Source organism: Streptomyces marianii (genome assembly GCF_005795905.1).
Taxonomy (GTDB): Bacteria; Actinomycetota; Actinomycetes; order Streptomycetales; family Streptomycetaceae; genus Streptomyces; species Streptomyces marianii.
Window position 1 is genome coordinate 6052308 of sequence record NZ_VAWE01000001.1, and the last position, 13916, is coordinate 6066223.

Annotated in this window: 13 protein-coding genes; 8 read left to right on the forward strand and 5 right to left on the reverse strand. The window is 71.0% G+C overall.

Annotation, left to right across the window (positions count from 1 at the left end):
* Positions 1 to 127: 127 nt before the first annotated feature.
* Complete coding sequence (locus FEF34_RS27550) at positions 128 to 1132, reverse strand: peptidoglycan-binding domain-containing protein (protein ID WP_138055547.1); 1005 nt, start codon at positions 1130 to 1132, stop codon at positions 128 to 130.
* Positions 1133 to 1280: 148 nt separating this feature from the next.
* On the opposite strand from FEF34_RS27550, the gene FEF34_RS27555 reads away from it, so the two are divergent.
* Complete coding sequence (locus FEF34_RS27555) at positions 1281 to 3359, forward strand: MDR family MFS transporter (RefSeq protein WP_138055548.1); 2079 nt, start codon at positions 1281 to 1283, stop codon at positions 3357 to 3359.
* 285 nt (positions 3360 to 3644) lie between these two features.
* Here FEF34_RS27555 and FEF34_RS27560 read toward each other — a convergent pair whose 3' ends face one another.
* A complete protein-coding gene (locus FEF34_RS27560) occupies positions 3645 to 4166 on the reverse strand; it encodes a GNAT family N-acetyltransferase (RefSeq protein WP_171053112.1) in 522 nt (173 codons plus the stop codon).
* Between the two features lie 619 nt (positions 4167 to 4785).
* On the opposite strand from FEF34_RS27560, the gene gdhA reads away from it, so the two are divergent.
* Together gdhA and FEF34_RS27570 are read left to right on the forward strand one after the other, a co-directional pair.
* A complete protein-coding gene (gene gdhA / locus FEF34_RS27565; protein ID WP_138055549.1) occupies positions 4786 to 6147 on the forward strand; it encodes an NADP-specific glutamate dehydrogenase in 1362 nt (453 codons plus the stop codon).
* A gap of 371 nt (positions 6148 to 6518) precedes the next feature.
* Entirely contained in the window at positions 6519 to 7670 is a 1152-nt protein-coding gene (locus tag FEF34_RS27570; protein WP_138055550.1) for a serpin family protein, read from the forward strand.
* 148 nt (positions 7671 to 7818) lie between these two features.
* Here the strand turns inward: FEF34_RS27570 and FEF34_RS27575 are convergent, their stop codons facing one another.
* The 3 genes from FEF34_RS27575 to FEF34_RS27585 all read right to left on the reverse strand — a co-directional run bounded on the left by FEF34_RS27575 (position 7819) and on the right by FEF34_RS27585 (position 9354).
* On the reverse strand, positions 7819 to 8238 hold the full coding sequence (locus FEF34_RS27575) for a hypothetical protein (RefSeq protein ID WP_138055551.1): 420 nt from the start codon (positions 8236 to 8238) through the stop codon (positions 7819 to 7821).
* A 28-nt stretch (positions 8239 to 8266) separates the two neighbouring features.
* Positions 8267 to 8593, reverse strand: coding sequence for an antibiotic biosynthesis monooxygenase family protein (locus FEF34_RS27580; RefSeq protein WP_138055552.1), 327 nt, complete (start codon positions 8591 to 8593; stop codon positions 8267 to 8269).
* A gap of 92 nt (positions 8594 to 8685) precedes the next feature.
* Complete coding sequence (locus FEF34_RS27585; RefSeq protein ID WP_138055553.1) at positions 8686 to 9354, reverse strand: O-methyltransferase; 669 nt, start codon at positions 9352 to 9354, stop codon at positions 8686 to 8688.
* A gap of 554 nt (positions 9355 to 9908) precedes the next feature.
* On the opposite strand from FEF34_RS27585, the gene FEF34_RS27590 reads away from it, so the two are divergent.
* The 5 genes from FEF34_RS27590 (at position 9909) to FEF34_RS27605 (ending at position 13828) form a co-directional block, all read left to right on the forward strand.
* Positions 9909 to 10130: a hypothetical protein gene (locus FEF34_RS27590; RefSeq protein ID WP_138055554.1), complete on the forward strand. Its 222-nt coding sequence runs from the start codon at positions 9909 to 9911 to the stop codon at positions 10128 to 10130.
* A 7-nt stretch (positions 10131 to 10137) separates the two neighbouring features.
* Positions 10138 to 10512, forward strand: a complete 375-nt coding sequence (locus tag FEF34_RS27595) for a hypothetical protein (protein ID WP_138055555.1) — start codon at positions 10138 to 10140, stop codon at positions 10510 to 10512.
* Between the two features lie 560 nt (positions 10513 to 11072).
* On the forward strand, positions 11073 to 11417 hold the full coding sequence (locus tag FEF34_RS43240; RefSeq protein WP_234042582.1) for a transposase: 345 nt from the start codon (positions 11073 to 11075) through the stop codon (positions 11415 to 11417).
* A gap of 12 nt (positions 11418 to 11429) precedes the next feature.
* Complete coding sequence (locus FEF34_RS27600) at positions 11430 to 12500, forward strand: IS1380 family transposase (RefSeq protein ID WP_234042583.1); 1071 nt, start codon at positions 11430 to 11432, stop codon at positions 12498 to 12500.
* A gap of 344 nt (positions 12501 to 12844) precedes the next feature.
* Complete coding sequence (locus FEF34_RS27605; RefSeq protein WP_138055556.1) at positions 12845 to 13828, forward strand: YncE family protein; 984 nt, start codon at positions 12845 to 12847, stop codon at positions 13826 to 13828.
* Positions 13829 to 13916: the final 88 nt, after the last annotated feature.

The following is a 13916-nucleotide window of genomic DNA, read 5'->3' on the forward strand; positions in this document are numbered from 1 at the left end:
ACGCCGACGGGTTCCCCCGTTCGCTGTCAAGTCCTCTGCGACCGCGCCCCGTTCACGTGGACGCGTGCCCCCCCCGTTCGCGCCGTTCGCGCCCCGAGTCCCCGAGTCCCCTCAAGGAGCGGGGCGTTCAGCCGCGGCCGTCGCTGTCCCAGCCGCCGTTGCCGTCGTCGTACGGGTAGCGCGTCTCCGCCTCCAGGGCGCGGCGGGTCGCCGGGCCGTAGACGCCCTCGGGGTCGTCCCGGATGCCGTTGGCGTCCTGGTACGCCGCCACGGCGTCCTCGACGCGGCCGTCGTAACGCCCGTGGGACCGTCTGCCGTACAGGCCGACCTGCCTGAGCCGTTCCTGCAACTCGACCACCTCGGGGCCGTCGTCGCCGCGCCGCAGGGTGACTCCCGGGGCGGGGGAGGAGAGCGCGGTCCCGCTCGTCGGGGTCGCCGACGGGGGCGTCGGGCCCCCGGTGAGCGGGGCCGGGGAAGACGTGCCGGCGCCGGCAGGCCGAGAGGTGGAGGCCGGGGCCGACTCCGGGGACGACGCGGATTCCGAGGGCGAAGTGCTCCGGGTCGCCGACTCCGAGGCGGACACCGAAGCGTCGGGCGCGTCGGGCGCGGCCGAGACGAACGGGGCCGTCGTCTCGCTGTCGGGCAGGGCCCGGTCGTCCCCGCCGCCGTCCTTCGTGAGCAGTCCGCTCGCATAGGCCGCGGTCCCCAGCACGGCCACCACGGCGGCGACGGCCACGGCCACGCGCCGCCCGTCCCGCCCGCGTCCCCGCCGCCGTCGTCCGGCCGTGCCTTCCGGGTCCACCCCGGTCATGTCGTAGGCGGGGCCGTGCTCGTGACGGTGGTCGTACGGGCCCTCCTGCCCGGCCGCCCCGTACGGCGCGTCCGGCGCCCCGTCCTGCCCGGCGGCTCCGTGGGTCGCGGGCGCGAGCACCTGCGTCAGCTCGGGCGGCGGTCCGGACGCGGTCGCGGCCGGGGCGTCCGCCGGGTCCGGAAGCGCTACGTAGGGCCGGACCCGCAGCGGATCGAACCCCTCCGGTGCCGTGCCCCGCCCGCAGCCGCAGCCCCGGACCCCGCCGGGTCTGCCGTCGGCGTCGTCCTGCCTGCCGCATTCAGGACAGACGTGTCCCGTCATCGTGGGTTCCCTCCCCTTGCGCTGCCAGCGATTATGCAGCCCCTGTCCAGTGCCCGGACGGTGAGCCTCCGCTCGGCAGGCCATAACCGGGCGAAACGCCCAGGATGGGAGGAGCAGACGTGCGTGCTGCGGACCGGAGGGCGACTCCATGGCGCAGGAAGTGAGCACGCCGGCCGCCGGCCCCGGACCGATACCCCGGCCCGGCGAGGGAGCGAACCGCCGCAGCGTTCTCGTGGCGATCGGCGCACTGCTGCTGGGCCTGCTGCTCGCCGCGCTCGACCAGACCATCGTGGCCACCGCACTGCCGACGATCGTCAGCGCCCTCGGCGGCCTGGAGCACCTGTCCTGGGTGGTCACCGCGTACATCCTCGCCTCGACGGCGGCGACCCCGCTCTGGGGCAAACTCGGCGACCAGTACGGCCGCAAGAAGCTCTTCCAGACGGCCATCGTCATCTTCCTGATCGGCTCGGCGCTGTGCGGCATCGCGCAGGACATGCCGCAGCTCATCGCCTACCGTGCCGTCCAGGGCCTCGGCGGCGGCGGCCTCATCGTGCTGTCGATGGCGATCGTCGGCGACATCGTCTCGCCGCGCGAACGCGGCCGCTACCAGGGGCTGTTCGGCGCCGTCTTCGGGGCGAGCAGCGTACTCGGGCCGTTGCTCGGCGGCCTGTTCACCCAGCACCTCAGCTGGCGCTGGGTGTTCTACATCAACCTGCCCATCGGCGTGGTCGCGCTGTTCGTGATCGCCGCGGTCCTGCGCATCCCGGCCAGCCGGACCCGGCACACCATCGACTACCTGGGCACGGTCCTCATCGCGGCCGTCGCGACCTGCCTGGTCCTCGTCGCCTCGCTCGGCGGCACCACCTGGGCCTGGGACTCGCCGCAGATCATCGCCCTGGCCGTACTCGGGGTCCTGCTCCTCGTCGCCTTCGTCCGCGCCGAGCGCCGCGCCGCCGAGCCCGTGCTGCCGCCGAAGCTGTTCCGGAACCGTACGTTCACCCTCGTCTGCGCCATCAGTTTCATCGTCGGGTTCGCGATGTTCGGCGCGCTGACGTACCTGCCGACGTTCCTGCAAATCGTCCAGGGCATCACCCCCACCATGTCCGGCGTCCACATGCTGCCGATGGTGGTCGGACTGCTGATCACCTCCACCGTGTCCGGCCAGATCGTCAGCCGGACGGGCCGGTGGAAGGTCTTCCCCGTAGTCGGCACCGCCGTGACCGCCGTCGGCCTCCTCCTGCTCCACCAGCTGGAGCCGAACACCCCGACCTGGGAGGTCGGCGGCTACTTCTTCGTCTTCGGCTCCGGCCTCGGCCTGGTCATGCAGGTGCTGGTGCTGGCGGTGCAGAACGCGGTCGGGTACAAGGACCTCGGCGTCGCCACGTCCGGCGCCACCTTCTTCCGTTCCATCGGCGCCTCGTTCGGCGTCGCGCTCTTCGGCACCGTCTTCACCAGCCGGCTGCGCGAGCTCCTCGCCGAGACGCTCGCCGGCCGCCCGCTGCCGCCGGAGACCAGCCCCGAACGCATCGCCGCCGATTCGCACGCCATCACCCTGCTGCCGTCCGGACTGCGCCCGGCGGTCATCCAGGCGTTCTCGACCTCCATCGCGGACGTCTTCCTGTACGCGGCGCCGGTCGTCGCCGTCGGCTTCATCCTCGCCCTCCTCCTGCGGGAGGACAAGCTGCGCGGCTCCGTCACCGCTCCCGAGGTCAGCGAGACCATCCCGCCCAACCCCGTCCAGCGCTCGTCGTACGACGAATGCGCCCGCGCGCTGTCCGTCCTCGGTTCGCGCGAGGGCCGCAAGGCCGTCTACGTCAAGATCACCGCCAGGTCCGGGCTGGATCTCAGTCCGGCCGCGAGCTGGTTGCTGCTGCGTGTCAAACGCCACGGGCTGGTGGAACCCGCCCGGCTCGCCGAGGCCACCAACGTACCGGTCAAGGCTGTCACCGACGCGTCACGGGAGGTCGAGGAGCGCGGGCTGGCCCGCCGGGAGGGCTTGTCGCTGATGCTCACCGACAAGGGCGTGGACGCCACGGCAAAGCTGTCCGCGGCACGGGAGGAGTCGCTGTCGGAGCTGCTGGGCGACTGGTGGGGACCGGACCGGCCCACCGACCTCGTCCAGCTGGTGAGGGAACTCACCGCGGAGCTGTGCGGCTCCGACGGCGAGCGCCCCTCCGGCGGCGTACCGCACCGGGACCACCAGGCGTGGAACTTCCCGACGCACTGAGCGGCCCCGGGACGGCCCCGGGAAGACCGGGACACGGCCCCGGCCGCACGACGGCGCGCGGCCCAGGACGACGGAGGGAACGGTCCGCGCGGCCTGCTCCGCGCGGCTTGATCTGTGCCGCTGCGCCGCGCTGCCTGTTCCGCGCCGGCCTGGTCTGTGCCGTTGCCTGTTCCGCGCGGCTTGGTCTGTGCCGCTGCGCCGCGCTGCCTGTTCCGCGCCGGCCTGGTCTGTGCCGCTGCGCCGCGCCGCCCGTTCTTGCCGCCTGTTCCGCGCCTGCGGACCGGATCAGGCTGCCGCATCCCCTTCCCGGGGTACGGGTTCCCCGGGCGCCAGCTCCTTGCCGTACCAGATCTCCATGTACGGCCCCTCGCAGTACGCGGGGATCTCCCGGTAGCCGTGTCGTGCGTAGAGGGCGCGGGCCCCGACCAGGTCCAGCCGGGTGTTGAGCACCATCCGCCGCGCCCCGAGCCGCCGGGCCGCCTCCTCCAGGGCCGTGAGCAGGGCCGCGCCGCCTCCCGTGCCGCGGAACGCCGGGCGCACGAACACCCGGGTCAGCTCGGCCCGTTCGGCGTCCAGCAGCAGCACCCCGCCGCAGGCTGCCCCCTCGCCGCCGTGACGTCCGACGACGAACCCGCCGGTGGGAGCGACGAGCCGGGCCACGCCGTCGTCCGCGAGGCCCTCGTCGATCTCCGCGTCCGTGGCGGGCCGCCCCCAGTAACTGCTCGCCACGTCGGCGTAGTAGTCGCGCCGCAGGGCCGTGGCGTCGGGGCTGTCGAAGTGCTCGGGAAGCACGGTCCATCGCGTCATACCGACGTCTGTACCCGACGGGTCGGCCGCATCGCGAACGGTTTTCGGGCTCCCGGCGACCGGTGCCGCGCGGCCCGAACCGCCCGGCGCCCGCCGTCCGGTACCGCCTTCCGGCGCCGGCGCCGGCGGCCGACGGGCACCGGTCGGCGCTCGGCCTGCTGTCACCCGGCTTGTTTCCCGGCACGCGGCGCCGAGAGGCGTGTGCGCCCGGCCGGGTCCAGGAGCGCGGTCCGACGCACCTGCCTGGCGGAGGGCGCGAAACCGAGTGGCACCATGATCGACGATATCGGGCCCCGCTTCCGTATCTGTACCCATGGCCGACACACGTCCTCCGACCGGCAGGCACGACACCGGTCCGCGCCCGGAGCGGGCCGGTAGGTGTCCCCGGTCGCCGCACCTGGCGGGCCGGTGCGTGCCCCCGGTCGCCGCGAGCGGCGGGCCGGTACGTGTCCGCCGTCCGCGCCCGGAATCAGCCGGTACGTGTCCCCGGTCCCCTCCGCGCCGTTGACCGTCTGCGCCGCACGGCCGCGGAACACACAGGACAAGCGACCCGGCCCGCGCGGCACACCCTCACGGCACCGCACAGCACCAGTCCCGCCGACGAGAAGGATCCCGATCGATGCCCTCCATCTCCTCCAGCGCCACCGTCTCCCTCGACGACCTCGAAGCGGACATCCGGCACCGCAACCCCGGCGAGCCCGAGTTCCACCAGGCCGTCCACGAAGTGCTGGAGACACTGGGCCCCGTGCTCGACAGAAGGCCCGAACTCCGCGAGGCCAGGATGATCGAGCGCATGGCGGAGCCCGAACGGCAGCTCATCTTCCGGGTGCCCTGGCAGGACGACCGCGGCGAGATCCACGTCAACCGCGGCTTCCGGGTGGAGTTCAACAGCGCCCTCGGCCCCTACAAGGGGGGCCTGCGCTTCCACCCGTCCGTCAACCTGGGGATCGTGAAGTTCCTCGCCTTCGAGCAGATCTTCAAGAACGCGCTGACCGGCCTGGGCATCGGCGCAGGCAAGGGCGGCAGCGACTTCGACCCGCGCGGCCGCTCCGACGCCGAAGTGATGCGCTTCTGCCAGTCGTTCATGACCGAACTGCACCGGCACCTCGGTGAGCGCACCGACGTGCCGGCCGGCGACATCGGTGTCGGCGGCCGGGAGATCGGCTACCTCTTCGGCCAGTACCGGCGCATCACCAACCGCTGGGAGGCGGGCGTGCTGACCGGCAAGGGCATCGCCTGGGGCGGTTCCCACGTCCGCCCCGAGGCCACCGGCTACGGCAACGTGCTCTTCACCGCCGAGATGCTGAAGGTGCGCGGGGAGCAGCTCGCCGGCCAGCAGGTCAGCGTCTCCGGTTCCGGAAACGTGGCCCTCTACACCGTGGAGAAGGCACAGGAGCTGGGGGCGCACGTCCGCACCGTCTCCGACTCGGCCGGGTACGTCGTCGACGAGAAGGGCATCGACCTGCCCCTCCTCAAGCAGATCAAGGAGGCCGAGCGCGGCCGGGTGAGCGACTACGCGATCCGCCGCGGAGCGTCCGCGCGGTACGTGTCCGGCGGCAGTGTCTGGGAGGTGCCCACCGATGTGGCACTCCCGTCCGCCACGCAGAACGAACTGACCGCCGACGACGCGGCGGCCCTCGTGCGCAATGGCGTCAAGGCCGTGTCCGAGGGGGCGAACATGCCCACCACCCCCGCGGCGGTGCGCGTCCTCCGCGACGCCGGAGTCGCCTTCGGCCCGGGGAAGGCGGCGAACGCGGGCGGCGTGGCCACCAGCGCGCTCGAGATGCGGCAGAACGCGGCCCGGGACAGCTGGGCCGCGCCCCGCGTGGAGGAGGAACTGGCCCAGGTCATGCGCGCCATCCACGACACCGCGTACGAGACGGCGGCCCGCTACGGCAGGCCCGGCGACTACGTGGCGGGGGCGAACATCGCCGGCTTCGAGCAGGTCGCGGACGCCATGCTCGCCCAGGGCCTCATCTGAGGCAACCCGGCCGGCCGTGCCGGGCGTCCCGACGTACCCGGCCGGCCGTGCAGGGCGTCCCGACGTACCCGGCCGGCCGTGCCGGGCGTCCGTTCACCATTGGGCGGGTCCGACAGGCCGTGCTGGGTGTGCCCGTTCCGCGTTCGACGGGTCGGGCCGGCCGTGCTGGGTGTGCCCGTTCCGCGTTCGACGGGTCGGGCCGGCCGTGCCGGGTGTGCCCGTTCCCCCTCCGACGACGCCGCCACCCGCGCCCGCGCAGGGCCTTGACGGGCATGGCCGGTCGGGCTCCTGGCACACCCCGCCCGGAAGCAGCCGCCTCCTGGCACACTGCACCCGGAAGCGGAAGAAGCGGGTGACGGGGGGCGGTTGCAATGGACGACACGGCGAGGACGGAACGAGCTGGTGCGACACCCGGGCCACCGGTTCGGCCGGGTGCCTACCCCGGACACGCGAGAGCCGTCCAGGCCGTCGGGGAGCGCTGGTTGCGACAGTTCGACGGGCGGGGCGACTTCGTCTGCTCGCCCGCCGGGCTGTGGCTCGCGCTCGGTGCCGTGGCGGCGGGCGCGCGCGGCGGCACCGCCGAGGAGCTGCGGGCGCTGCTCGGCGCGGCCGGGGACGACGCGGCCACGGCCGTCACCTCCGCGGCCGGGGAGCTCGCCGGCACGGATGCGCTGGCCGTCGCCACCCGGGTCTGGAGCAGGGTCCCGGTGTACCGGGCCTACCGCGAGGCGCTCCCCGGCATCGGATTCGCACATCTCGGCGACGGCCGGGACGACATCGACGCCTGGGTGAAGCAGGCGACCGGCGGGCAGATCGACAGGCTGCCGGTCCCCATACCGCCCGACACGCTCCTGGCCCTGGTCAACGCCCTCGCGCTGAAGGCCCGTTGGCAGACCCCCTTCCAAGGCCACGCGACCCGGCACGCGCCGTTCACGGACGCCTCGGGGACGGTCCACCGGGTGCCGACGATGCACCGGCGGCTGGCCCCCGCCGACGCGTGGACCACGGGCCCGGCCCGGATCGCGCAACTGCGTTGCGAAGGCGCCGCGGGCGCGGTGGTCAGGCTCGTCCTCGGCGCGCCGGGCGCCGGCCCCGCGGAGGTGCTGCCCGCGGCCTGGGCGCCGCGCGAGGCGTGCGCACCCGTCGAGGCGGAGGCCGTCGCCCTCGCGGTGCCCCGCCTCGCCCTGCGGACGACGACGGACGTCACGTCCCGACTGCCGGCGCTGGGCGTCCGGCAGGCGACCTCGTCGCTCGCCGACTTCTCCGGACTGTCGCCCGAACGACTGGCGATCTCGATGGTCGTCCAGGAGGCCGTTCTCAAGATCGCGGAACTCGGCGTGGAGGCGGCGGCCGTGACGGCGGTCCTCTCCCGCGCGGGCGGCGCGCCGCGTCCCGACCGGACCCTCCGGCTCGCCTACGACCGGCCCTTCGGCATCGTCGTGCTCGACGCCTCGGGGCGGCTCCCCCTCTTCACCGCCTGGCAGTCGACCGCCCCGGCGGGCGACCCGGCACCGGGGGAGTGAGGACCGCCGTGGCTTCCCGCCCGCCGCCGCTCCCACCGGGGGCGCCCGGTCCGGGACGCTGACGCCCCGCGCGGGCCGACGGCATCGGAGCCCCGCCGGAACGACGTTCCGACGGGGCTCCTTGTCGCGGAACCGGCTCAGGGAGAGGTCAGCGCAGGCTCCACACGACGTCGACGGACTCGGACGGATCGTCGGGCCCGACGACTCCTGTGCCGCCGAGAAGGGCGGAGACCTTCTGGCACTGCACGTAGCCCGCACCGCCCCGGGACCGGAGACCGAGGACGAGCCGGTCCGATCTCGGCCGGGCAGGCACACCGGACATCTCGAAGATACGTTCGCTCTCCTCTTCGTCGAGCGTGTGGAGCTCCAGGGTTTCGTATCGGGTCACCAGTTGCATGGCCTCCACGCCTTCGAAGAGGAGGTCCAGACGCAGCGGGTGCGCGGAGTCCGGCGCCGCACGGAGCAGTAGCTGTGAATGGCCGACGCCGTACCGCCAGACCCTGAAGCTCCGCTCGGAGGTGAAGAGGACGGACGCGTCGTCACCGGCGCTGCCCGGACGGACGGCCACCACTCGTCTCCCACTCGCACTCGGGTGTTCAACCCTGCTTCGGCGCGGCCTGCTGGACCACCTCGAAGGACCAAAGGGTCGAGCCCGTAGCGGCCGGCTTCGGGCGTTCGCCCCCGCCGCCCTCGCCGCGGTGGGCGGCCTGCATGGGGCCGGACATCCAGTTCTGGAAGTCCTCCTCACTGCGCCAGCGGGTGTAGACGAGGTAGTCGTCGGTGCCCTCCAGCGGGCGGAGCAGCTCGAACCACTCGAAGCCGTCCGAGGACTCCACGGCCCCCGCACGAGCGGAGAACCGCTGCTCCAGGGCCTCGCGTTGTTCGGCGGGGACGGTCAGCACATTGATCTTCACGACACTCATGAGGTGCAGGATAGGGCGGACACGGGCCGCCCGGCGTCCCGACCCGGCGGGGCGGCGGACGGCGCACCGGGCGCTCGCCGCCCCGCCCGGGCTCAGCCAGTGACGCGGGCGAGCAGGAGGCCGTCGTACCCGCGTGCGCCCACCGTCTGGACGGCGGTCGCCGTGAGCCGCGGGTGTTCGGAGACGACCTCGAACATCCGGCGGGTGCCCACGATCGCGGGGTCCTCGCTCGTCGCGTCGAGGACCGAGCCGCCGCGTACGACGTTGTCGACGACGATGATGCTGCCCGGGCGTGACAGCTTCACCGCCCACTCCACGTAGTGGGGGTTGTTGGCCTTGTCGGCGTCGATGAAGAAGAAGTCGTACGGGGCGCTGCCCTCGGCCTCCAGCGCGGCGAGGCTGTCGAGCGCGGATCCGACCCGCACCTCGACCTTCTTGTCGAGCCCCGCGCGGGCGAGGTTGGCGCGGGCCACGTCCGCGTGCTTCGCGCTGTACTCGAGCGAGACGAGTTGTCCGTCGGCGGGCAGTGCCCGGCCGAGCCAGATGGTGCTGTAACCCCCGAGCGTGCCGATCTCGAGGATCCTCGTCGCGCCCTGGGTGAGGGCCAGCAGGTGCAGCAGCTTGCCCTGGATGGGCGCGACGGCGATCTGCGGCAGGCCGGCCGCGTCGCTCGCGGCCACGGCGGACGCCAGGGCGTCGTCCTCCGGAACCAGCAGGTCGGTCAAGTAGGCGTCCACGGCGTTCCATTGCTGTTCAGACATACGGGAAACGTATCCCAAGTCCGAACTCCCGGGCGGGACACGCATCCCTGACCGGCTCTGTCCGATCTCAGTGAAGTTGGCGACGGTTCTCCGCGCTGACCTGCGGCTCGCCAACTTCATCGAGACGGGGCGTGCGTACGCCCTTCGATCTGAAGGGGCATCTGACCAGCGCGACAGTGGAGGCCTTCATCGTCTCCGAGGTCAGAAGCCCCTTCGTTTTGAAGGCTCGCGGGATGTTCGCCAAGTTGAATCAGGCTCTCGCCACCTTCTCTGAGATCGGACAGGCTCCCACCGCCCACGGCGAGGTTCCCCGCCGGATGCCACGGTTCCACGGACGTCCTCATCGGCGCCAAACTGAAAGCCCTGGAGTAGGCGTACGACGGCCTCGAGCTTCTGAAGCGGGGCTGCGAAATCGCCGACAAGGCCGGCATGCGGACGGTGTCGGCCATGTCCGAGGACGTGCCCTGCTTGAGGCACAACGTCCCCAGGCTCCCAGGGACAAGTCGAGGATCCCTGATTCCACTGACTGCGACGCGTGTGCGAAACGTATCCGTGTGCCGGGGAGTCAGCTCGGGGGTGGCGAGATCGTCACCATCAAGCCGGCGGGCCGGCACGGCCTCGGCCGCCACCGAGGGCCGGACACCTTCTTGATCGAGCACACCGTGGTCGTCTACCAGGGCCGGGTCCATGACGGCTCTACGGGGCGAGGCGGTGAGACCATCGCCGAGTACAAGGCCAAGTGGGATTGGCCCGACGCCATCAACTTCGGATCCTAGGAGCCGCGTGGCCGACAAGCAGCTCATCGAACAGCTCCAGGCCAGGCCGGGGATGTACGGTCTGAACGGTACCTACCACCCCACCGCCATGCTCCTTCTCGGGTTCGACCTGGCTCGGGACGGCGGCCTGCTGCGAGGTTTCAGGGAGTGGTTGATCGTGCGCAGGGGGGAACCCTCCAGCGCCGTGTGGTACGCGCTCGTGTTCCAGGAGTCGTTGCCCGGTGTCAGTCTCCGGAACTGGGGACGTCTGGAACCGGAGCAGGACCAGCGGGCTGTGGATCACCTCTTCTCCCTCGTCCTGGAATTCCTGGACGTACGCGACAACAGTGAATCGCTGGCCCGTATGTACACGGAGTACCACTCTCTGCAAGCCGGGCGGTAACGCGGACCTGGCGTGGTCACGTCGGCCGGCAGGGCGTCGCCGCGATTCCGGCGGCGCCCTCGATCGTATCGACGGTTCCGCAACCAAGGTCGGACGCCGGGCGTCCGACGGCTGACCTGAATTCACCGAGTAGGACTGGAGATCGCAGATTGAGTCACCCCTTCGAACCGGAAGGCGAGACGCTCTGGGACGCCGGCTACCACAGCGGCCGACTGTACGTCTCCCTCGCCCGTGGTGCCGCCGAGTTCCTAGGCTGCCGTCGGGGCTGACCCCGAACGTCCAAGGTGGCTGCGACGTGGAACCGCAACCGTTCCGAGTCTTCGTTGAGGGCCTGTACAACCAGTACATCTCGACCCGGAACGGGTTCTGCACGGGCTGGCCCACGGTCTGCTGGTCACTTCGCTCATCCTGCTGGAACGCGCGGGCGGAACCATCCCACTGACCCTGGGTGTTCAGCGGAATTGGGTGATCTGACGGTCTGGTAGCAGAAAGGTGCCGCTGGCCTGCAAGGATGCGAGTGTTGAGGTCGTATCCGCTGCGAGAGTCAGGGCACCAGTCTGGTGAGCGAGCCTACAGGGTGGGACCGGCGGTTGTCCGTGGTCGCCGACGGCAAGGGGCTGATCGGGCATGCCGGGGCGGTGCTGCTGCGGAAGCTTGCCGACCGTACGGGGCTCACGGCCGCGCTGGCGGGCGTGCTGCCCGCCGGGACGGGGCGCGGGTGGCGAGATCGCGGGGCCGTGGTCGTGCAGCTCGCGGTGGCGATCGTGCTGGGGGCTGTGAACCTGTCCGGCGCCGAGCAGTTACAGGCCCACCATCAGGGCCTGTTCGGACCGGCGGTGTCGGACTCGACGACGCGCCGGACACTCGCCGCGATGGACGCCGAGGTCCTGGCGAAGATCGCGTAGGCGAGGGCGAGAGTGCGTCGGCACGTGTGGAGCCTGCTGCACCTGCGGCCGGGCGGGTTTCCGTGGCTGACCGTCGCCGGCAAGCACCTGCACCGCTGGATCGTGATCGACATGGACGCCACGATCATCACGGCCGCGTCGAAGAAGGAGGGCGCCTCGGCGACCTGGAAGAAGACCTTCGGCTTTCATCCACTGGCCGCGTGGTGTGCGCATACAGGCGAGTGCCTGGCCATGTGGCTACGGCCCGGCGGTGCCGGCTCGAACACGGTGGCCGACCACCTGAGGGTGCTCGCCGCCGCGCTGGCCCAGATCCCCGGCGCCTCCGCCGCCAAGATCTTGGTGCGCGTCGACGGCGCCGGGGCCACCCACGGTCTGCACGAGCACCTGCGGGATCTGAACACGATGCGGCGCACGGTCCGCTTCACCACCGGCTGGACGATCACCGACGAGGACGAGAAGGCCATCGCCCGCCTGCCCGAGACCGCGTGGGAGACCTCGATCAAGCAGGACGGCGAGCTTCAGGAGGGCTGCTTCGTCGCCGAGTTGACCGGCCTGAACCGCCGGGACGGCCGGATCAAAGGGATGCGGCTGATCGTCCGCCGGGTCAAGCCGTCCGGACGGCAGATGCACGACCTGACCACGTTCGAGAAGAAGACCGGCTGGAAGTACTCAATCGTCGCGACGAACATCTCCAAGATGACCCGCGTCCGCGGCTCGCACCAGATCCAGTTGCTGGACGCCCTGCACCGCCACCACGCGGTCGTGGTAGACCACGTGCGCACGAACAAGACGATGGGCCTGCACAACCTGCCCTCCAAGTCCTGGCAGGTCAACGAGGCATGGATGCTGACCGCGAACCTCGTCGCCGACCTGGACGCCTGGCTGCGGCTGCTGACCCTCCACGACACGGGCGAACTGGCCACCGCCGAACCTGACACCATGCGCTTCCGGCTCTACCACCTGCCCGCCCGGCTCGCGAAGCATGCCCGACGCCGGTGGCTACGGATCGAGACCACCTGGCCCTGGGCCGACGCCTTCACGACCAGCTGGCGCCGACTCGGCGCCCTCCCCGCCGCCCCCTGAACGGCGCAGCCTGCCCCGACGGCGACCAGGAAGGAGCCGACCAGCAAACCCCGGGAGACGTGGAACCCCGGCGCACCCCGCAGCGACACGCGAAGATCCCGCCCGACACCCGCCGGGACAAACGGGATGAACCGATCACCTCAGTCGGCAGGGATCACCACAGACGGATCGAGGCTGATGCCGGGAGAGCCTTAACTTCGAAGACCCATCAAAGATATTCCACGAGAACTCCGGTGGCCCTGAGGGGGAACGCGCGGGGATGTAACCCAATCGGCCGGGATCGTCGTGCGCTGGGAAAGGGAAGGCTTTGGCAGTGACGAAACGCCAACAATGGAGGAAACAGCATGCCCGCCTACCCTAGGTCCCTTGTCGCCGTTGTCTCGTTGGTGGGGGCGGCGGCAATGCTCGTACCGACTGCGGCAGATGCAACCGGTCCGGTGGGTCGACCACGTGACATGGTCTACGTGGCCAATCGGGACTCCGGCAACGTCTCGGTCATCGATGCCAGGACCAACTCGCTCAAGAAGACCATCCCTACGGGTGCGGATGCGATCGGCGTTGCCGTGGACCGTGGGCGCCACCGCGTGTACGTCACCAACGCGGGAGCGAATGACGTCTCCGTGATCAGCACGAAGAAGAACAAGGTCATCGACACGATTCCGGTGGGAAACAGGCCGGTCAACGTCGCGGTGGACGAGCGATTTGACCGCGCCTACGTCTCGAACAGACAGTCCAACACCATTTCGGTCATCGACACGCAGATCAACGAGGTCGTCAACACTATCCCTGTCGGCGCTTCCCCGGGCCAGGTGGAGGTGGACTTCCGCACCCACCGCGTCTACGTCTCCAGCACCGATGCCCAGGAGGTCACTGTCATCAGTGGTTTCACCGAGGAGGTCCTCACCACGATCCCCGTGCAACGCCCATTCGGGTTGGGGGTCAATCCGCTGAAGCACCGTCTCTATGTGGCCACCACAGGGGCCAATCGTGTCTCCGTGATCGACACGAAGACGAACCAAATCATTGACACGATCGGCGTCGGCGCTGGCCCGGCGAATGTGGCGGTGGACATCCGCAAGAACCGCGTCTACGTTCCCAACAACCTGTCCAACGATGTCTCCGTCATCAACGGGAACAGCAACACCGTCACTGCCACCATCCCCGTGGGAACCAATCCCACGGGAGTTGCGGTCGACGACACCAGACGCCGTGTCTATGTCACCAACACAGGATCGAACAATGTCTCCGTGATCGACACGAAGAGCAAAGAAGTGGTCGCGACAATCCCGGTCGGTACCGCGCCGATCGGAGTCGGCACCACCGGCTGAGCTGGCGTCGCAGTCGCTTTCGCGATCGAAGATGCTCCGGTTACTCACCGTGGACCCTGTCGCGCCGGGCAAGCGCCGGGTCGTGCGC